This is a genomic window from Virgibacillus sp. W0181 (genome assembly GCF_051846915.1).
Taxonomy (GTDB): Bacteria; Bacillota; Bacilli; order Bacillales; family Amphibacillaceae; genus JBPYCR01.
The window spans coordinates 52,160-75,040 of record NZ_JBPYCR010000006.1; the positions used below are offsets into that span (position 1 = coordinate 52,160).

24 protein-coding genes and 1 other annotated feature are annotated in these 22,881 nt (G+C 35.7%); of the genes, 8 read left to right on the top strand and 16 right to left on the bottom strand.

Annotated elements, in window-relative coordinates; all coding sequences use genetic code 11:
• Positions 1–48: 48 nt before the first annotated feature.
• Both yqeH and ACLIBG_RS04105 read right to left on the bottom strand, forming a co-directional pair.
• Complete coding sequence (yqeH, locus tag ACLIBG_RS04100; RefSeq protein WP_439311450.1) at positions 49–1,152, bottom strand: ribosome biogenesis GTPase YqeH; 1,104 nt, start codon at positions 1,150–1,152, stop codon at positions 49–51.
• A 3-nt stretch (positions 1,153–1,155) separates the two neighbouring features.
• The gene (locus tag ACLIBG_RS04105) at positions 1,156–1,671 is read right to left on the bottom strand and encodes a YqeG family HAD IIIA-type phosphatase (RefSeq protein WP_439311451.1); all 516 of its coding nucleotides are present in this window, start codon (positions 1,669–1,671) and stop codon (positions 1,156–1,158) included.
• Positions 1,672–2,195: 524 nt separating this feature from the next.
• On the opposite strand from ACLIBG_RS04105, the gene ACLIBG_RS04110 reads away from it, so the two are divergent.
• From ACLIBG_RS04110 to sigK, 8 genes are all read left to right on the top strand, one after another.
• Positions 2,196–2,336: a sporulation histidine kinase inhibitor Sda gene (locus ACLIBG_RS04110; protein WP_439311452.1), complete on the top strand. Its 141-nt coding sequence runs from the start codon at positions 2,196–2,198 to the stop codon at positions 2,334–2,336.
• A gap of 311 nt (positions 2,337–2,647) precedes the next feature.
• Complete coding sequence (locus ACLIBG_RS04115) at positions 2,648–4,978, top strand: Na+/H+ antiporter subunit A (RefSeq protein ID WP_439311453.1); 2,331 nt, start codon at positions 2,648–2,650, stop codon at positions 4,976–4,978.
• Positions 4,979–5,317, top strand: coding sequence for a Na(+)/H(+) antiporter subunit C (locus tag ACLIBG_RS04120; RefSeq protein ID WP_439311454.1), 339 nt, complete (start codon positions 4,979–4,981; stop codon positions 5,315–5,317).
• Entirely contained in the window at positions 5,310–6,785 is a 1,476-nt protein-coding gene (locus ACLIBG_RS04125; protein ID WP_439311455.1) for a Na+/H+ antiporter subunit D, read from the top strand. Before ACLIBG_RS04120 ends, ACLIBG_RS04125 begins: the two co-directional genes overlap by 8 nt.
• A gap of 6 nt (positions 6,786–6,791) precedes the next feature.
• Entirely contained in the window at positions 6,792–7,268 is a 477-nt protein-coding gene (locus tag ACLIBG_RS04130) for a Na+/H+ antiporter subunit E (protein WP_439311456.1), read from the top strand.
• Positions 7,265–7,576 carry a Na(+)/H(+) antiporter subunit F1 gene (locus ACLIBG_RS04135; protein WP_439311457.1) on the top strand — a complete coding sequence of 104 codons (312 nt, stop codon included), beginning with the start codon at positions 7,265–7,267 and terminating at the stop codon, positions 7,574–7,576. The genes ACLIBG_RS04130 and ACLIBG_RS04135 overlap by 4 nt, the downstream gene beginning before the upstream one ends.
• Positions 7,557–7,925, top strand: coding sequence for a monovalent cation/H(+) antiporter subunit G (mnhG, locus tag ACLIBG_RS04140; RefSeq protein ID WP_439311458.1), 369 nt, complete (start codon positions 7,557–7,559; stop codon positions 7,923–7,925). Before ACLIBG_RS04135 ends, mnhG begins: the two co-directional genes overlap by 20 nt.
• 138 nt (positions 7,926–8,063) lie before the next feature.
• The gene (gene sigK, locus ACLIBG_RS04145) at positions 8,064–8,774 is read left to right on the top strand and encodes an RNA polymerase sporulation sigma factor SigK (RefSeq protein WP_439311459.1); all 711 of its coding nucleotides are present in this window, start codon (positions 8,064–8,066) and stop codon (positions 8,772–8,774) included.
• Positions 8,775–8,868: 94 nt separating this feature from the next.
• Here sigK and ACLIBG_RS04150 read toward each other — a convergent pair whose 3' ends face one another.
• The 14 genes from ACLIBG_RS04150 to mnmA form a co-directional block, all read right to left on the bottom strand.
• A complete protein-coding gene (locus tag ACLIBG_RS04150) occupies positions 8,869–9,111 on the bottom strand; it encodes a YrhC family protein (RefSeq protein WP_439311460.1) in 243 nt (80 codons plus the stop codon).
• 85 nt (positions 9,112–9,196) lie between these two features.
• Positions 9,197–9,907, bottom strand: a complete 711-nt coding sequence (gene mtnN / locus ACLIBG_RS04155) for a 5'-methylthioadenosine/S-adenosylhomocysteine nucleosidase (RefSeq protein ID WP_439311461.1) — start codon at positions 9,905–9,907, stop codon at positions 9,197–9,199.
• A gap of 28 nt (positions 9,908–9,935) precedes the next feature.
• Positions 9,936–10,589, bottom strand: a complete 654-nt coding sequence (locus tag ACLIBG_RS04160; RefSeq protein ID WP_439311462.1) for a YrrS family protein — start codon at positions 10,587–10,589, stop codon at positions 9,936–9,938.
• Between the two features lie 257 nt (positions 10,590–10,846).
• Positions 10,847–11,323 (bottom strand): transcription elongation factor GreA, encoded by a 477-nt coding sequence (greA, locus tag ACLIBG_RS04165; protein WP_439311463.1) that lies wholly within the window; start codon positions 11,321–11,323, stop codon positions 10,847–10,849.
• 187 nt (positions 11,324–11,510) lie between these two features.
• The gene (locus ACLIBG_RS04170) at positions 11,511–12,146 is read right to left on the bottom strand and encodes an O-methyltransferase (protein ID WP_439311464.1); all 636 of its coding nucleotides are present in this window, start codon (positions 12,144–12,146) and stop codon (positions 11,511–11,513) included.
• A 34-nt stretch (positions 12,147–12,180) separates the two neighbouring features.
• Positions 12,181–13,296, bottom strand: a complete 1,116-nt coding sequence (mltG, locus tag ACLIBG_RS04175; RefSeq protein WP_439311465.1) for an endolytic transglycosylase MltG — start codon at positions 13,294–13,296, stop codon at positions 12,181–12,183.
• Between the two features lie 131 nt (positions 13,297–13,427).
• Entirely contained in the window at positions 13,428–13,709 is a 282-nt protein-coding gene (locus ACLIBG_RS04180; protein WP_439311466.1) for a DUF1292 domain-containing protein, read from the bottom strand.
• Between the two features lie 12 nt (positions 13,710–13,721).
• The gene (gene ruvX / locus ACLIBG_RS04185) at positions 13,722–14,138 is read right to left on the bottom strand and encodes a Holliday junction resolvase RuvX (protein ID WP_439311467.1); all 417 of its coding nucleotides are present in this window, start codon (positions 14,136–14,138) and stop codon (positions 13,722–13,724) included.
• Positions 14,139–14,408, bottom strand: coding sequence for an IreB family regulatory phosphoprotein (locus ACLIBG_RS04190; RefSeq protein WP_439311468.1), 270 nt, complete (start codon positions 14,406–14,408; stop codon positions 14,139–14,141). It lies immediately after the preceding gene.
• A 61-nt stretch (positions 14,409–14,469) separates the two neighbouring features.
• Complete coding sequence (gene alaS, locus ACLIBG_RS04195; protein ID WP_439311469.1) at positions 14,470–17,121, bottom strand: alanine--tRNA ligase; 2,652 nt, start codon at positions 17,119–17,121, stop codon at positions 14,470–14,472.
• Positions 17,122–17,187: 66 nt separating this feature from the next.
• Positions 17,188–17,390, bottom strand: a binding site (T-box leader).
• Between the two features lie 42 nt (positions 17,391–17,432).
• Positions 17,433–18,497, bottom strand: coding sequence for an AI-2E family transporter (locus tag ACLIBG_RS04200; protein WP_439311470.1), 1,065 nt, complete (start codon positions 18,495–18,497; stop codon positions 17,433–17,435).
• A 183-nt stretch (positions 18,498–18,680) separates the two neighbouring features.
• Complete coding sequence (gene recD2, locus ACLIBG_RS04205) at positions 18,681–21,005, bottom strand: SF1B family DNA helicase RecD2 (RefSeq protein ID WP_439311471.1); 2,325 nt, start codon at positions 21,003–21,005, stop codon at positions 18,681–18,683.
• Positions 21,006–21,032: 27 nt separating this feature from the next.
• Positions 21,033–21,695, bottom strand: coding sequence for a tetratricopeptide repeat protein (locus ACLIBG_RS04210; RefSeq protein ID WP_439311472.1), 663 nt, complete (start codon positions 21,693–21,695; stop codon positions 21,033–21,035).
• Between the two features lie 72 nt (positions 21,696–21,767).
• Positions 21,768–22,880 carry a tRNA 2-thiouridine(34) synthase MnmA gene (gene mnmA / locus ACLIBG_RS04215; protein WP_439311473.1) on the bottom strand — a complete coding sequence of 371 codons (1,113 nt, stop codon included), beginning with the start codon at positions 22,878–22,880 and terminating at the stop codon, positions 21,768–21,770.
• Position 22,881 lies beyond the last annotated feature (1 nt).

A 22,881-nucleotide genomic window follows, 5' to 3' on the forward strand; every position in this document is an offset into this window, starting at 1 on the left:
CGCCTTGAATATCTTCGCGCTTTTTATCCTCCTTTTGAACACGCATTTTTACATAAATGATTTTCTTAATGAAACTGAAACGCCTTTCGGACTATATACACGAATCGTTGCATTGCCCTTTTTTATACTGATCCACCCTAATCCCGGAAATACTACGTCGATGTTGTCTTCTTTTATTTTATACGTACTTTCTTCCATGTCTGGTAATAACTTCAATGTTTCCTTCGAAGGCGGAGAAAGTAATTCGCCAACCTGTTTTTCGAATAAATTATTCGCATTTTCCAGCTTTGTACGATGAATGGGAATACGGTTTGAGAAATAGCATACAAATGATTGTTTCTCTCCTTTTATAAATTCAAACCTAGCTAACCCGCCAAAAAATAGCGTTTGGCCACTGTCCAGCTGATACGTTCGTGACTTAATTTCATTTTTTGGTGTGATAAGCTTTAAATCATGATCCGACACGTAATGTGCCATTTGCCTTTTATTAACAATGCCTGGTGTATCTATAAGAGATGTTGTCCTGTCCAATGGAATTTTAATAAATCCTAAAGTCGTCCCCGGAAAATAGGAGGTCGTAATCACATCTTTTTCTCCGGTAGATCGTTTAATCAATCGATTAATAAAAGTTGATTTACCTGCATTGGTTACACCAACAACGTAAACATCTTTCTTGTTTCGATATGCTTCTATTTGAAATGCCAATTCTTCTAAACCGTGCCCTTTTTCTGCAGAAATTAAATATACATCCGCCACATCTAGCCCAGCATCTTTAGCTAATGATCGGATCCAATGAACGAGCTTACGTTTGTTAGTTGACTTTGGAAGTAGGTCCATTTTGTTTCCAACTAATAAAATAGGATTATTGCCTGTTATCCGCGGCAAACTTTTAAGTAAACTTCCTTCTGTATCAAAGATATCAATAATATGTATAATAAGTCCTTCTTTATCACGAATGTGACTGACCATACTCAGAAAATCGTCGTCTGTCATTTCCACTTCCTGTACCTCATTGTAATGTTTTAACCGAAAACAACGTTGACATAATATATTTTCACTTTTTGATGATGTTTTTGGCATGTATCCGACTGCATCCGGGTTGTCCGTCTGAATCGCTGCGCCACATCCTTGACAATAAATGGTATAGTCCACTTGCTATTCCTCCCAGCTTATTTTACCCTTTTTGCGCATATAGGTTAATACTCTTCTTTCAATTTTCCTATTAAATCGTGTTATTTTTGCGTCTGTTTCTACGATTGGCACAACTAATATAGTATAAAATCCTGCAAAATTACCACCTAGAACATCGGTTAATAGTTGGTCTCCAATAACTACAACTTCTTCTTTTTTTAATCCCATCTGTTTGGCACCTTTTTTGAATGCTTTCGATAATGGTTTCTTGGCATCAAATACAAATGGTGTATGCAGTGGTTCGGAAAAGAGCGTGACGCGCTCTTCTTTATTATTTGATATAATCGTAACTTTAATATCGTGCTCCCTCATTAACTCCAACCATCTGATTACTTCTTGTGTCGCATTCGCAACATCCCAAGCGACCAACGTATTGTCCAAGTCTGTAATAACTCCTTTAATTCCTAACAACTTTAAGTAATCCGGCTGAATATCAAATATACTTTTCACATGTTCGTTCGGCAAAAATAACTTTAGCAAATCATCACATCCATGTTCATATAGGTCTTTTTTAACTAGTTATCCATTTGCGAAATATCTTGATGGCGTTAAATTTATTATCCATGTACGTCCATCGTATAATATCTGTACTCTATTATAAAGAAATATATTATTTTGTATATATTTGTCTATTTTTGAAAAGTGTTCGACATTTTTCACCATTCACAAGAGTTGTGGATATCTTTATCAACATTTCGACCCCCTATTCGATAATTGTTTCTAGGCTTATCCAGGAAGTATTAACAAGTTATATACAGCCTCCTGTTGATAACTATGCACTTGTTTTTACTCTATCAATCATGATAAGTTATTAATAACCTCAACTGAGAAAAGTCTGTCGTAGCGACAATATTTTCAATGCACTGACTAGAAACGTGACTTATCGCCAAAGTCTGAGCATATGGCAATGATATAACCGTTATTAATGCATTAGATTGTTTACTTTCTTACATGCTAAATTTAACAACCAGACACTATAAAATTAGTTAAGGGGAGCATTTATTATGAAACGTCTATCAGATGAATTGTTATTGGAATCTTACTTTAAGGCTAACGAGTTAGATCTTAATCTTGATTTCATCTCTATTATTGAAGATGAAATCCATAGACGAAATTTATCGCATAAAATCTACGTATTAAAATAACAGTGTAACATTATCTCCGTAATATCAGGGGATAATTTTTTTGACCTATTTTTCTACTTGCATAAAATTTCCTGACACGAATATGGTCTGACTATTCTGATTAGATGAACTGTTCAAACCTTTTCATATAAGCTACTTTAATCTGGAAAAGGCTTTATTTTTCCAGAGATAATCTTTATACTTAATTGTGTACTTACATTTATAAAATTATAAGGACAGGCGCTTCACTTAATAAAAACGTTTACATATTTTGGTATCGTTATTGAAATGTCTACATTGAGAGCGTTTAAGAACAAGGAGGAACTAGCTAGATGATATATGCTGTATTGGCACCACTTTTTTTTGCTTTTTTTATACCAAAATTGAGCAAATTAAAGCATAAGATACATACAGGTGTGTTCGTATTTTTTATCCCTTTCGCTATTTTTCTTTATTTTTTATCATTTTTAGCGAAGGATTTCTCTGTATACAAACAAACATATAATTGGATTCCATCATTGAATATTAATATAGACTTATATTTGGATGGACTTAGTTTATTGTTTGTATTATTAATCAGTGGAATTGGTTCGCTTGTTGTATTGTATTCCGTTTATTATTTGGATATATCAGAACGGCTTGGACATTTTTATGTCTATTTACTTATGTTTATGGCTGCAATGCTTGGTGTCGTATTATCAGACAACCTTTTTGTACTGTATACTTTTTGGGAGTTAACTTCGATCTCCTCATTTCTGTTAATAGGTTATTGGCACTTTAAAGAACGTTCACGCTATGGAGCATTAAAATCAATGATGATTACCGTCACCGGCGGATTAAGTATGTTCGGCGGTTTCATTATTTTATATGTGATTACAGGGACTGCAAGCATCCAAGGTATAATTGAACAGACGGATATAATTTTAAACAGTTCTTACCTTCCGCTAATTCTTATTCTCATTTTATTGGGTGCATTTACTAAATCTGCCCAGTTTCCATTTCATATTTGGTTACCTGATGCGATGGAAGCTCCTACTCCGGTAAGTGCTTATCTCCATTCTGCAACAATGGTTAAAGCAGGTATATATTTAGTTGCACGCTTCTCGCCTGTCTTTTCGGCATATGAATGGTTTTTTATTACGGTAAGTTTATTCGGTATCATTACATTATGCTGGGGCTCTTATATGGCTGTACGACAAACAGACCTAAAAGCAATACTTGCATTCTCTACAATCAGCCAATTAGGGATGATTATGGCGATGCTTGGTTTTGGAACGAAAGCAGCTGTGTTTGCGGCTGTATTTCATATATTGAATCACGCCACTTTTAAGGGTAGTTTATTTATGGTTGCCGGTATTGTCGACCATGAAACAGGTACTAGGGACATACGCAAACTTGGTGGTTTATACACATTAATGCCAATAACAGCTACATTGGCTTTATTCGGTACTTTTTCCATGGCGGGGGTACCCTTGCCATTCTTAAATGGATTTTATAGTAAAGAACTATTTTTCGATGCAAGCATTAAATTAAACACTGGCAGCTTAGAAATAACGGACATTTTGGCAAGTGCCATTCCTTACTTGGCTGTGTTAGGCAGTATTTTCACATTTGTTTATTCCATGTATTTGTTTTTTGGTGTGTTTGGAAAGAAAAAGAACAAACTGTCTACGAAACCGCATGAGGCACCGATTGGCATGCTTTTAGCACCGCTCATTCTAGTCATAGGTGTTATTAGTATCGGTTTATTCCCTAACGTTTTTAATGGATCATTTCTTGCACACGCTGCTACTGCCATCAGTGGTGAGACACAGTTTGGACAAATTAAATTCTGGCACGGAATTGACAGTCCAGCATTACTTATGTCACTAGCAGTTGTAGGGATAGGTACTATTCTTGTCGCCACCCGTTTGAAATGGCAGCGTGTTTATACGGTCATTCCCGGCAAACGAAGCATGAATAATGTTTATGATCAAATGATGAAAAAGTTGGATTCATACTCCGAACAATTTACTAATTTTTACATGACTGGGTCATTACGAACCTACATGGCTATTATTATTAGTACCATTGTTGTTGTTACGTTTACTTTTATGTATATAACAGATGGCTTTTCTATTCAATTCAATAATCTTGCCAATTTCAAATTTATTGAAATTGCGATTGTATTCTCTATCATTATTGCTTCTGTGTGGACCATTTTTTCTAATCATAATTTAGCAGCCATTTTAATTCTGGGAATTGTTGGATATGGAGTGGCGATGTTATTCGTTATTTATCGTGCACCTGACTTGGCATTGACTCAACTAGTTATTGAAACCGTGACAGTAGTATTGTTTTTGCTATGTTTTTACCATTTACCGAAATTGCGGAAAAGAAATGAATCTAAAACGACAGTTATTACCAATCTGATCATTTCTGTCAGTTTTGGTCTGCTTATGACGATGATTGGCATTTCTGCTCATAGTACAAATTGGTTTGATAAAATTTCCGATTACTTTGTTGAAACGTCCTTGACCGTCGGTGGAGGCCACAACATCGTAAATGTGATTTTAGTTGATATGCGGGGAATTGATACGTTATTTGAAATTGCAGTCCTTGGTATCGCAGCGCTTGCTATATTCGGCCTTATCAAACTTCGTAATGATAAGGAGGCAAAGTAAATGGAATTTATTATTTCAATATTAGCGGGTATTTTGTTTACCACTGGTATTTATAATATATTACAAAAACAATTGTTACGTATTGTAATTGGAACAGGGCTCATATCACATGCAGCTCATCTGTTTATATTAACTATGGGAGGATTAAAGGGCGGACAACCTCCTGTACTGGAAAGTGGAATTACGGAATATACCGATCCTTTACCACAAGCATTAATTTTAACATCTATTGTAATTAGTTTTGGGGTAACGAGTGTTGTTCTTGTCTTGGCTTATCGTACAATAAATGAGAATGACTCAGATAATATGGAACAATTAAGGGGTAGCGAATATGAGTAATTTTGTTGTTTTACCGATTATAATTCCTTTGTTAGCTGGAATAGTTACCGCTTTTTTCAACAAAAAAGTAGTTATTTCGCGTATTTTGACAAAAATATTAATCATCGTCAATTTACTATTTACAAGTTTTTTATGTTTTTACGTACTACAAAACGGAAACGTCATTTTAGAAACGGGAAGCTGGCCGGCTCCATATGGAATCGTTTTTGTTGCCGACCCATTGTCCGTTCTACTCGTTTTAACGACGAATGTGCTTGCGGTTGCCTGTGCTTTTTATGCACCTCATTCCCTTTCGATTAAAAAAGAAAAGCATTACTTCTATTCCTTTTTCTTCTTTTTAATTAGTGGGGTTTCTGGAGCTTTTTTAACAGGAGACTTATTTAACTTATTCGTTTTCTTTGAAGTTCTTTTAATGGCTTCTTACGGTTTAATCGTATTAGGAGGAAATAAAGTACAACTTAGAGAGTCATTGAAATACGTGCTTTTCAATTTATTTTCATCGGTTATATTTGTTACGACAGTCGCGTTCTTGTATTCGGTCGTAGGTACCGTTAATATGGCCCAAATCGCCGAGCGTGTTCAGGAAGTGGAACAGCAAGGTATTTTAACGACGATTGGGATTGTCTTATTTTTCGTATTCGCAACGAAAGCTGCTTTATTCCCGCTTTATTACTGGATGCCGCATTCCTATATTGTTCCAAATCCGGTAATTTCTGCTTTATTCGGAGCGTTATTAACGAAAGTTGGGCTGTATTCCATTTTACGCGTATTTTCACTGATTTTTGTTTTTGAAATCAATTTAACGCATTACTTTTTCATCTGGATCGCCGGGTTATCCATGATATTTGGTGTTATTGGAGCACTTTCAACGAATAATATTAAATTAATTATTGCCTATAATGTTATCCCTGCTATTGGATTTATGATTATGGGGATCGGTATTTTTAATCAAGATGCAATGAGTGGAACCGTTTATTATTTAATCCATGATATGATTATAAAAACAGCTCTCTTTTTAATCGTAGGTGTCATTACTTATGTTGCTGGAACATCGGACTTACGAAAGATGTCAGGTCTAATACATCAATATCCTGCACTGGCATGGATCTTATTTATTTCCGCATTTGTACTGTCTGGTATACCACCTTTCAGCGGTTTTATCGGGAAACTACTTTTATTTAGAGGTAGTGTCGCCAATGAAGAAATAGTAATTGTCATCATTGCTTTAATTACAAGTTTGCTTATTTTGTATTCCATTTTAAAAATCTTTATACGAGGATTTTGGGGAGAAAAACAGGAGTCTATTGAGAAGAAGTCAACGAAAGGACTGATTGCTCCGATTGTCTTTCTCTTAGCCTTTTCAGTAGCCTTAGGAGTCGGTGCTGAATTTGTCTACCCGGTTGTTGATTCTGTCTCGGCCTATTTGCTTCAACCAGAAATATATATCGATTCTGTCTTAAAGGAGTAAATTGTGATGACTTTTCAAATTGTAGTAAATTTAATTATTTCTTTCATGTGGATGTTTTTAAGTGAAACCTATTCATTTTCCAGCTTCATTTTTGGTTACTTGTTAGGAATTGTGCTGATCCTTATTTTAGACCGGTTCTTTCCAAGTTCATTTTACTTAGTGCGTGTATACAGCATTATAAAATTGATATTTATTTTTTTCCGCGAGCTGATCTTATCAAATATCGATGTTGTCAGACTCGTATATAAGCGCAAACCGGATATTGAACCTGGAATATTTGCAATGCCTACTGAATTAAAAACAAATTGGGAAATTACTTTATTGGCGAATCTAATTACCCTTACACCAGGAACTATGTCTGTAGCAATATCCGAAGATGATTCAATTATATTTATTCATGCAATGCATATAGACGAAGTCCATACAGCAATTTACGATATTAAAAATACATTTGAAAAAGCAATAATGGAGGTAACACGATGACGGATACTTTGGAATTCACTGAGCAACTCTTAACGTTTGTAACACTCATTTGTTTGGTTGGTATTGCTGTATCCGTTCTTCTTCTTTTATACCGAATCATCATCGGACCGACAAATCCAGATAGAGCTACCGCATTGGATGCACTAGGGATCAATCTGATGGCAATTGCCGCCCTCATGGCTATTCGATTAGTTACATCTTATTTAAATGATGTCATCCTTCTCATAGGAATTCTTGGCTTTATTAGCACATTAGCAATTGCCAAATACGTTGAAAAGGGTGATCTAATTGATCGAGACTTTGATTAATATAATAATGAATTTTGTTATCATTTTCTTTTTACTTGCGGGTACATTTTTCATTTTATCAAGTTCCATAGGTATTAATCGTTTCCCTGGTGTATTCACAAGATTGCATGCTGCAACAAAAGCTCCTACACTCGGTATATTTAGTATATTAATAGCTGCGTTTTTATTTTTATATGGGGACCATGGTATTGTGAGCGGAAAATTATTATTGGCAGTCATCTTCATATTGCTTACCGCGCCAGTAACCGGTCATGTGCTATCAAGAGCTGCTCATCGAAGTGGTGTAAAACCTTACTTAAGAAGCAGAAATGACGAATACAAAGAATATTTACAAGGTAAAAAGAAATAAGAAAAAAGATGATTTATTTTGAAATCACCTTTTTTCTTTTTATCCTCTCGGACAGACACAATTTCTCTCTTCTGAACATAAAGATAAGTTATAGGCTTTTACCTAACCATAGGTGAACATATCAGGAGGTGGAGATTGTTGTCGGGTATTTTGACCGTTCTTGCCTACTTAGTTAAAGAAACCCTCTTTTTTGTATCTTATGTTAAAAATCACGCATTCCCACATCCTTTATCCCCGAAAGATGAAAAAAAATACATTCAACAAATGCAAGATGGTAGCAGAGACGCACGAGATAAATTAATAGAACACAACTTACGACTAGTTGCACACATTGTAAAAAAATTTGATAATACCGGTGAAGATATGGAAGATTTAATTTCCACCGGCACTATTGGATTAATTAAAGGAATTGAAAGCTTTAAGGCGGGCAAAGGAACAAAGCTTGCCACTTACGCTGCCAGATGTATTGAGAATGAAATACTTATGCATTTAAGGGCATTGAAGAAGGTTAAGAAGGACGTTTCTCTTCATGATCCGATTGGGCAAGATCATGAAGGGAACGAAATCAGTCTAATTGATATACTGGAAGCTGAAAATGAAAATATAATCGAGTTCATTCAATTAAATATGCAGATTGATAAAATGCAAGACTACTTTCAAGTGCTTGATGAACGGGAAAAAGAAGTAATTATTTACCGTTACGGATTAAATGAATACAAAGAAATGACCCAGCGGGAGATTGCTGATATGCTGAATATTTCACGAAGTTATGTGTCCCGTATAGAAAAAAGAGCACTGATGAAAGTATTCAGAGAATATTATCGGAAGGAAAAAGGTGGGTTTATTTAACCAATTCAAAAGATGGATTATCCCGGTGACTCCGACGAATATACGTTCAGGCCGGGAGCATTGTTGATAGTGACAAACACAAAGCATGTGCTTCTTATTGCACATGCTCATCTTTATCAAGTAGTTTTATTATTTGATGTCTTTTGTACAAAAAGAAGATGGCGAATGCCAATGATAGACAAGTTAGATAAAACATGATTTTTCCATTCTCTGAGGGTTCTATATAAGTAGCGATAAATGCTCCCATATAAAAATAACAGCTCAAAATAATTAGCGTCAATGAGAAACGCTCATAATCTATCAATTTCCATTTGTATTTCTGAGTAGAATTATTCATTTTTTCTGCTCCCCCTTCGGAAGCATTATATCATATTATATTGGGCTATTTGTTATGAAATTGATGGAAATATTGTTTCCGTCTATTAACTTGCAGTCCCCTTAGAGGGAATTTCTTTTATTATTTTCATAATTAACATTGCTGCATTTTTGGCGGCCGTTTCTAAAAATTCATCAAAAGCTATCGATGATTGTTTTCCCGCTATGTCAGATAATGCTCGGATAATAACAAATGCTTTATTATATTGATAACTCACTTGAGCGATTGCTGCTGCTTCCATTTCTGCTGCAATCATAGTGGGAAATTTCCCCAAAATATAGGAAGACTGTTTTTCATTATCGATAAAAGAATCGCCTGTTGCGATTAGTCCTGTTTTATATTGTAAATTTAACCCTTTTACCGCATCAATTGCTTTACTTACAAGCTCTGTGTCCGCAGGTAATGTTGCAGGCATCCCAGGTACTTGTCCATGAGCATACTTAAAAGCAGTCACATCGACATCGTAGTGAACAACTTCTGTTGAAATAACAATATCTCCCACCTGCAATTCTTTCGCAAAACCACCGGCAGACCCTGTATTAATAACACATTCAGGAGCGAATCGTTCATGCATAATGGTCGCTGCCATGGCTGCATTTACTTTTCCTATACCTGATTTTAATAAAACGACTTGTTTATTATTTAATTCTCCTGTAATAAATAGCGTGTTCGCTATGGTCATCTCTTGCTTATGATGCATATTCCCGGCCAAAAAAGCAATTTCTTCATCCATTGCACCAATAATACCAATTGTCATGTTTCTCCTCCTGTATTACGTCCCGTCGCTATTTGGCTAGTTCTTTTAAAATTTCTACCTGTATTGGTTTCCATCCCTCGTTATCTACCCATTCAATTGTTACGCGATAAATTTCCGAATGATCGTTCGAATTATAAATGGTACCAACTGATTTTTGCTCCCCACCATTACCGATCCAGTACGTTACCATATTGTTCTCAGTTAAATCTGTTGCAGCTGCCAAGGCTTTTTCCATTTCAGCCCAATCTTGTGTTCCCTTTTCATATTGAACCGTATGTGGCTCTGTTTGTTTGGTACCAATTGGCCGCCAATTTGCGGTATATGCTTCAATTACATTTGCATCATCACTTTCCACAGGTTCACGATTTATTGATGAATTATCGTTCTCTTCCACATCGTTTTCTGCTTCTTCCATTTCATTATCATTATCTACAGGTCTCTCATTTTCATTTTGTTCATCACTATCTCTACTTCCTGTTTGCTTACCGGAATCAGATGGCTTTTGTTCCACTTCCTGTTGTTCTTCTGTTGTTGCCTGGTCCGCCTTTCCTCCAAAGAAAAACAGGTATAGTAGAACGATACTCAAAATAAATCCTACAATTAACAAAACAGTTATTGCTTTTGTGTTTTTTCTTCTTTTTTCGAACTTATCAACACGTGAAAATTGATCGAAATTGCTCATCATCTACCCCCTGCTTTTATTTTACTACGAAAAAAGCATCGAATTATTTTTGCAATACAATTCTCATTAAACCATAACAAATCAAACGCTTGTCTACTTATTTAGGATAGTTGTTTTTAGTCTTATCCGAAAATCAACATACTGACCTTACACTTTGAATCATTCCGGAACATACATAAGTAATTTAATGGCCAGCAGCCGTTTATCGGCAAATAAAGCAAAGAAGCGAACCGATATATGCTCGCTTCTATTGCTATTTATTTAACATCTAATATTTTTACCTGGATGTCTCCTCCGGGTGTAGATACAAGGACTTCTGTTCCTTTCTCATGACCGAGTAGGCTTTTGGCCATTGGTGAATCATTTGAAATTTTCCCCTCAAACGGATCTGCTTCTGCACTACCTACAATTGTATACGTTTCCTCTTCTCCATCGGGCAATTCTTTAAAAGTAACAGACTTACCTAATGATAAAATATTGGAATTATCTTTATCATTTTTAATAATAGCAGCGTTTCTAATCATTTTCTCCACTTGTGCAATTCTAGTTTCAACAAATGCTTGTTCATCTTTAGCAGCATCGTATTCCGAGTTCTCGGACAAATCTCCAAAATCACGTGCAACCTTAATTCGTTCAACAACCTCTTGTCGTCTTTCCGTTTTTAAGTAATGCAATTCCTCTTCAAGTTTTTCTTTACCTTCTAGTGTCATATAATAACTTTTTTCTGTAGACATACTATAATACACTCCTTTTCTCTTTCTTGTACAAGATACATTAAATCAAAATAAATTCGATTATGTTGAAATATAAAAACGACGCACACATTGCGTACGTTTTTATACATTCTTTATAACTATGGCAAATTATATGAAGTTTTTCAATCGTTTTTAGTCTTCAATAAAATAGTAATTTCGACATCTATTATTTTTTTAGACTAATTGCTATTCCGTCACCAATTGGAATAAAGGTGGTTATATAGCCCGAGTGGTTACTTAGCCATTCGTTATAATTTCTGATTTTTTTTACTAGTTTTACGTGACGATCATTTATTCCTTCTTCATTGACTACATACCCTTTAAATAATACATTATCTGTGACAATAATACCATCTTTAGATATGAGTGGGTCTATTAATTCGAAGAAACGTTTATACTGACCTTTTGCTGCATCAATAAAGATAAAATCAAATGTTTTCGCTTTTATACCCGGATCTTCCAGTACTTCAAGAGCGTCTCCGAAGATAACTTGAATTTGATCTTCTTTACTTTGGTCTTTAATATTACGGATTGATTCATGATAACGGTCTTTATCTCGTTCAATTGTAATTATTTGGGCTTGTGGACAAGCATTATGCAGTTGAAGAGCCGAATAACCGATTGCCGTTCCGATTTCTAAAAGGTGTTTCGGTTGTCGTATCTGTGCGAGTTGCTTCAGAAAATGAATACTCTGTCTTTCCATAATAGGTACTTTACCACTTATTGCTTGTTTTTCTAAAGCAGTAGCCCATTCTTCAGATTCAGGCAATAAGTTTTCTAAGTAATTATTTACTTTATCCATGATAATGCCTCTTTTGATTTTATTCATTTTTAAATTACTCAATATATTTATTTTTTAACTCAATATGTTCGTCATGTGTTTCAGCGTAGTGAATATTACCCTCACTATCATGTAAAAAATAAATATAATCTGTATCTTCCGGTTGTAGTGTTGCTTCAAGCGACTCTTTACCAAAATTGGATATTGGACCAATTGGCAAATCTTTTATTTGATATGTATTGTACGGAGATTCGGTTTCCAAATCCTTTAACAATACTTTATCTTTATGTTGACCTAACGCATATAATACCGTTGGATCTGTTTGCAAGGGCATATTTTTTTCCAAGCGATTATAAAAGACTCCAGCAATCTTTGTCCGTTGATCCTGTGTTTTAGCTTCATTTTCAACTAGAGAAGCAAATGTCAGTGCTTCATGTATAGTTAAATTTTTTTCTTCCATTTGTCCCAAGTAAGGGCCTACTACTTCCTCTGTCTTGTCTAACATTTTCTTTATAACCGATTCAATTGTCGGATCTTCTTTATAAAAATCATACGTTGCTGCAAATAAATAACCTTCCAACGGGGTTACAATATTTGAATCCAGTATTTTTTCCGAAAGAAAATCCGGATATTCGTTAATTAATTGATTAATGTAGTCGGTGTCATTCACTTTATCCAAAAACTCGTCCTTCTTAAAAGGTAGTATACTGGAATAGATTTGTGCAATTTGTTGAATTGTTTTCCCTTCTGGTATTGTTACCGTGTATACAGCTTCTTCATGAACTTTACCACTTTTCAGCTTTTCTATAATTTCATTTATCGAAAGGGCCGGAGAAAGTGTATATTCTCCTGCTTGAAAATCACTTTCATTTTTAAATTTTATATAAAAGCGAAACACACGGCCATCTTTAATAATACCGTTTTCTTCCAGTATGTTGGCTATATTCGACGTGGATGATCCTAACGGAATTTCAATGCTTTGTTCTTCTGTACTTTCCGGATTTACAGGAGCCAGTGACGATTTTATATACATATAACCCGAAATACCACCAATAACAATAATTAATACGAGCGACAAAATAATAATTGCAACAATTTTTCTCACTGTTTTAGCCTCTTCGGAACGAGCCGCCAAATTATTTTTATATTGTTTTTTAATATCATTTGACACGGATTATCCCCCTTATCTGCTACATTATACTAAAAATAAAGAAGATAATCTATTATAATTTATAATAGAAAAACTGGCGCCATAAAGGCACCAATTCCATGTCTTCATTACTATTAAAAAGTACTTCCCATTTATTCGCTTTGATCAGTCAGTGTGTGAAGCATTTCTTCTACCATATCCCATTCTTCATCTGATTCAATAGGAAATAATGCTAAATCATCATCGTCATCTTCTTGCTCTTCATACCTAAACGCATATACTTCAACATGTTCATCTTCATTTTGTTCTGCAGGTATTAAAGCAATGTATGTTTGTTCCAGTTCATCTATTTCGAAACTGAACAATACTTCGAATAAATGTTCTTCTCCGTTTTCATCTGGAATAATAATTCGTTCTTTTTCTTCTAATGCCATCGTTTCACTCCTTTAATTATATTGATCGAGAAATCCTTGTAATATCATGACAGCAGCCATTTTATCAATTACTTTTTTTCTTTTTTTACGGCTCATATCTGCTTCAAGCAATACACGTTCGGCTGCTATGGTTGATAATCGTTCATCCCACATATGAACCGGTAATCGGTATGTCTTTTCAATATGCTTAGCATACGCCTCTGCTGCTTTACCCCGTTCACCCACAGAACCATTCATATGCTTAGGTAGACCAACAACAACTTTTTCGACTTCATGCTCTTCGATGATTTTTTTCATCTGGTCGTCGGCAGATCGTCGATTGTTTTCATCCCATTGGATCGTCGTTAATCCTTGAGCAGTTAAACCTAGTGCGTCACTAACAGCTACTCCAATTGTTTTAGAGCCAACATCCAATCCAATAATTTTCATTTATTTGTCCTTTTGTTGCTCTTTTAAATAGAACTTTACCAGTTCCTCAATCACTTCGTCACGTTCAACTTTACGTATCAAGTTACGCGCATCTTTATACCGGGGAATATATGCGGGATCCCCTGATAATAGGTAACCTACGATTTGATTGATTGGATTGTAGCCCTTTTCATTGAGTGCTTCATGAATAGTTGAAAGTATTTGTTTAATATCTTGGTCGAAAGGCTCTTCGGAAAAATTAAATTTCATCGTTTTATCAATCGAACTCATTGTGACACCTCATTCCATGTTTTACCTTCTACCAATTATTCTACCATGTTTGTACAGATTATTATATATTTTTACTGTCTATTGTTTCTGAGATATACCTTTTTGCATAGTCCAATGCTTCATTAATCTTGTTGATATCTTTACCACCAGCTTGCGCCATATCCGGACGGCCGCCACCACCGCCGCCACATATTGATGCAGCTTCTTTAATTAAATGACCTGCATGAAATCCTTTTTCCATTAAATCGTTTGTTACACCTGCAGCCAACTGTACTTTGTTTTCATTCTCAGCAGCGAGCAAAATTACACCAGAACCTAACTTTTGCTTTAACTCATCTACCATACTTCGAAGCTGATTCATATCTTTAACTTGTACGCGCTGTGCCAATACCGAAATGCCAGCAATTTCTTCCACCTTATCAACAATGGTTGAAGCTTCCATGTTGGATAATTTCGCACTATATGACTCATTTTCCTTTTGCAGTGTTTTTATTTCATCAAATATATGATTGATTTGACTTGGCACTTTATCAACTGTAGTTTTTAATAACTTGGCAGAAGTAGATAGTATGTTCAATTTTTCCAGAGTAAATTCATATGCTTTTTTACTTGTAAAAGCTTCAATTCTTCTTGTACCGGCTCCTATTCCACTTTCCACAACGATTTTGAAAAGACCAATTTCCGAAGTATTGTGCACATGACAACCACCGCAAAGCTCCGTACTAAAATCGCCAATTTGTACAACTCGTACGTTTTCACCATATTTTTCTCCGAACAATGCCGTGGCACCCATTTTTTTCGCTTCTTCCAGTTGTTTATTTTCAATGATTACCGGCGAATGTTTCCAAATATTTTCATTGACGAGTTGTTCAACTTGTTGTAATTCATTTTCATTTACTGCCTCAAAATGGGTAAAGTCAAAGCGTAGTCTATCGGGTGTTACTAAGGATCCCGCTTGGGTAATATGGTCACCTAGTACATCTTTTAACGCTTGATGAAGCAGGTGGGTTGCTGTATGATTTTTAACGATAAGGATACGAAAATCATGATCAATCATTGCTTTTACTCGTTCGCCAACGTGGATTGTGCCTTGCTTCACCTCGATTCGGTGAACATGCTGGCCATTTGGCGCTTTTTTTACATCTTTGACATGTGCAATCATGTTTTCTGTATAGACCCAACCTTTATCTGCTATTTGTCCACCACTTTCAGCGTAAAAGGGAGTTTCCTTCAGAAACAAATAAGCGTCCGCTCCTGCTTCAATCGTATCTGCAGTTTTATTATGTTCAACGATTGCTTCGATTATTGTTTCTGTTTCTGTATGATCATAACCTATAAATTCGCTTTCCACTTGAATACTACTTAACAATTCATCTTGTATTTGCATGGAACCGACTGTTTTCCGAGCATCACGAGCTCTTTCTTGTTGCTTTTTCATTTCTTTTTTAAAACCAGCTTCATCTATTGTAAATCCATTATCTTTAACATATTCCTCAGTCAGTTCTTTCGGAAAACCATACGTATCATACAGACGGAACACATCGCTTCCGGGAATTACCGATTGGTTGTTTTGCTTTTGTTTTTCCATAATTGCCGTCAGGATATTCAAACCGTCATTCAAGGTTTCGTGAAAGCGTTCTTCTTCGGATTTTATAATTTTTGAAATTTGATCTTCCTGTTTTACGACTTCCGGATAATAGGCCTTCATTATCGTGCCAACAGTTGATACAAGCTTGTACATAAACGGCTCTTCAATCCCTATTTGTTTAGCAAAGCGAACCGCGCGTCTTAATAGTCGTCGCAGTACATACCCCCGTCCTTCATTTGAAGGGAGCGCATGATCGCCAATAGCAAAAGCAACTGTTCGAATATGGTCGGAAATGACTTTATAGGCTATATCACTACTTTCTTCTTCTCCATAATTTATAACTGCAAATTGTTCAATCTTACTAATGATTGGCTTGAACAAATCCGTCTCAAAATTCGTCGGTGTTTGTTGTATGATTGAAGCCATACGTTCCAGACCCATACCCGTATCAATATTCTTTTTCGGTAAAGGTGTATACGTATCATCTGGATTATGGTTAAATTGCGAAAAGACTAGATTCCAAATTTCCAGGTACCGCTCATTTTCTCCACCGGGATACAGTTCCGGATCTGATGCATCATTCCCGTAATGCTCACCACGGTCATAAAATATCTCCGTATTCGGTCCACTTGGTCCTTCTCCTATATCCCAGAAATTTTCCTCCAAGCGGATAATTCTACTAGCCGGCAATTTTATATCATTAAGCCATATATCATAGGCTTCATCATCTTCCGGATGGACGGTAACAGATAAACGTTCCGGATCAAAACCAATCCAATTTTTGCTTGTTAAGAATTCCCACCCCCATACAATTGCTTCTTTTTTAAAATAATCTCCTATGGAAAAGTTACCGAGCATTTCAAAAAAAGTATGGTGACGGGCCGTGAAGCCAACATTTTCAATATCGTTTGTCCGAATAGATTTTTGCGCATTAACGATCCGTGGATTGTCCGGGTTAATGCTTCCATCAAAATACTTTTTTAACGTAGCTACCCCGCTATTAATCCATAACAGAGTCGGATCATCTTTTGGCACAAGAGATGCACTTGGTTCAACCTCGTGCCCTTTTTCTTTAAAAAAGTCAATAAACATTTGTCTGATTTCAGCAGATGTTAACGGCTTCATCTCATCTCCTCCATTAGTTAAAAAATTACAGTAATCGTAAAATAAAAAAATCGTCTCTCTGCATATTGCAGGGACGAGATTATCGTGGTACCACCCTTATTATGAACAATTAAAAGTTCATCACTTTCACATGATAACGGTCTGAAACCGACGGGAATTAACCGTACTCCAGTTTAGCTTTCCATGAATCAGATTTAGGATTTTTCTCAGCCATTAAAATCCCTCTCTTGAAACCAACATCATGTACTTGGAACCTTCTTCGTATTTTATGTGCAATTTTAAGATTAGTATAGAAAACAAAGTAGCAAATGTCAATTTTGGAGCCGAAATCCGACCGTATGTTTAATAATTTCTTTTAAAATCATGTATAAAGGTACTGCTAATATCATACCTAATACTCCACTTAGTTTTGCTCCAAGCAACAAAACAAAAATGATCGTAACTGGATGAATTCTAGTACTTTTGCCAACTATATAGGGCGATAAAAAGTTACTTTCCACAATTTGTATAACAAAACTTACAATAATGACATAGACAACTAACTTTGCGGAAGTAGTCAATGTAAGTAAAACTGCCGGTACAGTTCCGATAATCGGTCCAAAGTAAGGTATGATATTGGTTACTCCCATAATAACTGCAAGGAGCAAGGCGTATTTTATATTTAAAAAGTGAAAAGCCGTCCAAGTAGCCAGTATAACAAATAATGAAACAACCATCTGTCCCCTAATGTAATTTCCGAGACTATCATCAATTGCATAAACCATTTTTTTCATTTGTGGTCGGTACGTAAACGGGATACCCCGTTTTATATACTCTTTTATTTTCGCAAAGTCCTTTAAGAAGTAAAATACGAGAACAGGAATAATCGTTACAAGAATAAGAAAATCCACAACTTTCGTAACGCCACCGACTAATTTATCCAAAACATTTTCCAAAGACTTTTCCATCGTACCGATAAATCCATCTATTTTTTCATGGATAGTTTCGGGTAAAAACGAAGTCGATTCGTACAATTGATAAATAAACTTTTCATAAATATGAACTACATGCGGTAACTGTTCATTTAATTCTCGCACTTGATGGATAATTGCTGGATAACCGAGATAAATCGCATAAGCAATACCTCCAAAAAAGAGGAAATAAATAAGCATAATTGCTAATGGTTTTTGAATATTTAATTGGTCTAATTTTGTAACGAGCGGGTAGAGTAGGTAAGCAATGAAACAAGCAATGATAAATGGTGCAAATAGCTGCCATAAAAACACAGTAAAGCTTTTATAATAAGGGAAAAGCTTTCCTAATAAAAATACGAGCAAAAATATAAAAGCAATAACAATCAATACATATAACAGACGAAAATCCTTGCTTTTAAACATATTCAATCTCCCTTATTATTAAACAAGACGTCATTACAGGAGTAGAATAAACATATTTTTTTGAACGCGCATTTTTATTTGTTTTAGTCGCTCGATTAAACATATAAATTCCATTTGCAGCTCCTCTGCGCTTCATTAATAGAATTTCTAGTTTAACCGATTTAAATCATCCTATTCACTTGATTAAATGAAATCATATGGAGAAATCTCATCTTCGCTTGAATCGTGCTCTTGTATTTCAGGCACGTCATCCAATCGTCTCATTAATTGCTCTTTCAGATTCGTAAACCTTATATTTGTATCTAGTGTATGTACTCCTTTCAAAAATGCTTGCTTAACTCCACAAATGATTAAAGATTGTTTACTTCTCGTAATAGCCGTATAAAGTAAATTTTTGCGAAGCATTCGGTTATAAGCAGGTAAGACGGGCAAAATAACGATCGGAAACTCACTCCCCTGTGATTTATGAATGGAAATACAGTAGGCATGCATAATCTCGATATAATCTTTTCGTTCGTAAACAACTTCTTTACGATCAAACGAAATAACAATTTGCTCCGTATTTTCTACGTTTTCATCTTCCTCAAAAATAGCTGCAATCGTCCCGATGTCACCGTTGGATATTCCATCCTCAGGTCGATTGGTTAGTTGAATAACTTTATCACCGATTCTATATATGGTATCTTTTATTCTCTTCTCCCTTTTTTGTCGTGACGGTGGGTTCAAAAGTTGTTGCAATTGTTTATTAATCGCCAAAATCCCTGCCCTAGTGCGGTACATTGGTGCAAGTACTTGAATATCTTTCGGATCTATTCCTTTATCAATTGCTTTTGTAAAGATATTTAGGATCACTTCTTCCGCTTGCTGCTCGGTACACGGGATAAAACTAAAATCCCGCTTATTTTCTAAGATCTCTGCTGTACACGTATCTCTTCTGATCCGGTGTGCGAGTTCAATAATTTTGGATCCTTCTTCCTGGCGATACACTTCTTGAAGTGTTATCGACGGCAATAGGTTTGTAGATAATAAATCGGACAAAACCTGACCCGGGCCTACAGAAGGCAATTGATCTTCATCACCAACGAGCAGTACTTGCATATGGTCAGGTATCGCTTTGAATAGAGCATGTGCCACCCATATATCTACCATGGAAAATTCATCAATGATTAACAGTTGACCCGATAAAGGTTCATTTTCATTTCGTTCAAAAAACTCATTACCATCCCAACCTAATAATCGATGGATTGTTGTTGCGTAAATCCCAGTCGACTGTTGCAACCGTTTCGCAGCTCGTCCGGTTGGAGCAGATAAAACAAATGGAAAGTCAGCTTTGTTATCGTAGTCATCCCGATTTGTTGATACATCATGAATAGATGCATAAGCATTGATGATTCCTTTAATTACCGTTGTTTTACCAGTCCCAGGGCCACCTGTTAAAATCATAATTTTTGAATGAAGGGCTTCATTTATAGCTTTAAATTGTTCCTCACCGTAGCTTAAAACTTCTAATTCTTCTATTTCTCCAATAATTTTCATCAATTCAGCCAAGGTTGTTTTTTGTTCAATTGATTGATCAATCAAACGATTCACATTTGATGCAAACCCATCCTCTGCATAATAAAGGGACGGAAGGTATGCTTTTCCCTCAACGACAATTAGTTTTTTTTCCTTGTTTAAATCTTCTATACATTCAGTAATCATTTGCTCATTAATATCTGGGGTAATCAATAACTTATAAGTCTCTTGAACGCACTGATCAAGCGGTAAATAAACATGCCCGTTTTGCACACTGTTTTGCAAAACATAAATACACCCAGCCCCAATTCGGTTTGGATGTGTAAGAGAAAGTCCATTTGTTTTAGCAATCTGGTCTGCCGTGTGAAAGCCGAAGCCCTCTATGTCAAGTACAAATTGAAACGGATCTTTTTTAACCTGTTCGATCGATGTTTCTTTATAGTTTTCATATATTTTTTGAGCCATTTTTAAACCAATATGATATTTGGAAAGGAATACGACTACATGCTCGAACCCCTGATTTTCCTGCAATGTCTCTACTAATGTTTCTCGCGTTTTTTTCGTTAATCTAGGCACGGAAGCTAAAACGTCCGGGCTATTCATTATTTTCGACACTGCGTTACTTCCAAGATGTTCCACAATCTTTTGAGCCGTTCTTTTTCCGACACCATAAAATAGGTCACTTGATAAATAATCGACAAGACCATCTTCGGAAGTCGGGATATATGTTTGAAACGCATGAATTTTATATTGCAACCCAAACTTTTCATGCTTTTCGAATTCCCCCATAAACGTATAAACAGTTCCATCCTGTAATTTGGAAAAGTACCCTTTTACTACTACTTCTTTTTCCTTAAAATCTTCATTCGTTTGATGGATTTTTATTTTCGCAATGGAAAAATGCTCTTCTGTATTATGAAAAATTGTATACAGTAATTCGCCCCGAATAAAGCTATTTTCATTATTGCTTTTTTCAAATTTCTCAATCGCCATCCTTAATACCTCACGATCTTATAGGGTTCATTGACCGTTTAACAATTGCTCTACTTGAGCTTTTCCATTTGCTGCGAGAACATGATCCGGTTGCAGCTCTAGTGCTGTTGTAAAATAATCAAGGGCTTTGTTTGCCTGCTCTTCATATAAGGATATAATACCTAAATTATAATGGGCATCACTATGATTATTATCCAGTACAACCACTTTTTCAAGGGCGTCTTTTGCTGCTTGTATATGTTCCAATTTTGCAAGTGTTAAACCATATTGGAAAAGCTTTTCACTGTCATTTGGATCGATTTCAGATGCTCTCAATAAATAAGCTAATGCCGGCTTTGGCTGCTCTTGATTCAGATGAGCTAACCCAAGCATGAAAAACGTATCTCCTTCTTCCAAACCTAACTCAACGGCTTTCAGTAAATATTCCTGTGCTTTTTTGTAGTTTTCGAGTTCAAAATATAAATTCCCCAAGCCATAATATGCGGTGGCGGCTTCGCTATCTAATTGAATTGCTTTCATAAAAAAACGTTCAGCTCGATCCGGGTCATTCATATGCATTAATAGATTACCAAAATTAATATAGCCAATCGGATCCTGAGGATTTTCTTCAATTAAATCGTTAAAAAGCTTAGCAGCTTCTTCATATTTATTTTGCTTCATTAATTGGATTGCTTTTTTGTTATTATCCATCGATACCTTCTCCTTGAATAAAGTCATGGGCTTACTATTTACAAGAACCCATGAACTTTTTAACTATCTTCTTTACCCTACATAATGCAAAAATTTGTCATGCTTTAATATTTGATCAATTGTTCCTCCACCAAGACATATGTCACCATCATAAAAAACAACTGCTTGCCCAGGTGTAACAGCTCGTTGCCTTTCTGCAAACTGAACAGAAACCCGATCGTTCACTGTTCGCGTTACTGTCACATCACAGTCCTGTTGGCGATACCGAAATTTAGCGGTACAAGTAAACGTCTCCTGTATAGTATCAGGATTAATCCAATTCACTCCTGATGCAATTAAGCCTTCAGAATATAAATTTTCGTTATCGTAACCTTGTTCGACATACAATACATTTTCTTTCACGTTTTTACCAACTACAAACCAAGGATCACCAGGTCCACCTATACCAAGTCCTTGCCTTTGACCAATCGTATAATACATAAGGCCATCATGTTTCCCTTTTATTTCACCTGTCAATGTCTTCATATTCCCTGGCTGTGCAGGTAAATAATTGCTCAGAAACTCCTTGAAATTTCGCTCTCCGATAAAACAAATCCCTGTACTGTCCTTTTTTGTAGCTGTAGCAAGTCCATGGTCTTTCGCAATTTCTCTAACTTTGGATTTTGGTAGATGCCCTAAAGGAAACATTACTCTTTCTAGTACATCTTCCGTTAATTGGCTGAGAAAATACGTTTGATCTTTATTGGAATCCATACCGCGCAGCATTTTATAATGGCCATCTTCATTACTCACTTGTGCGTAATGTCCAGTTGCCACATAGTCCGCACCCAATGTTATCGCATGATTCAAAAATGCTTTAAATTTGATCTCTTTATTGCAAATTATATCAGGGTTCGGCGTGCGTCCCGCTTTATATTCATCGAGAAAGTACGTAAATACATGATCCCAGTACTGTTTTTCAAAATTAACTGAATAATACGGAATATCTAGTTGGTTACATACACGAATAACATCTTCATAATCTTCCGTTGCTGTACATACGCCGTTTTCATCCGTATCATCCCAATTTTTCATAAAGATACCAATTACTTCATACCCTTGTTCTTTTAATAATAGTGCTGCTACGGATGAGTCCACACCGCCACTCATGCCAACTACTACACGTATATTTTTTTTATCTGTCACT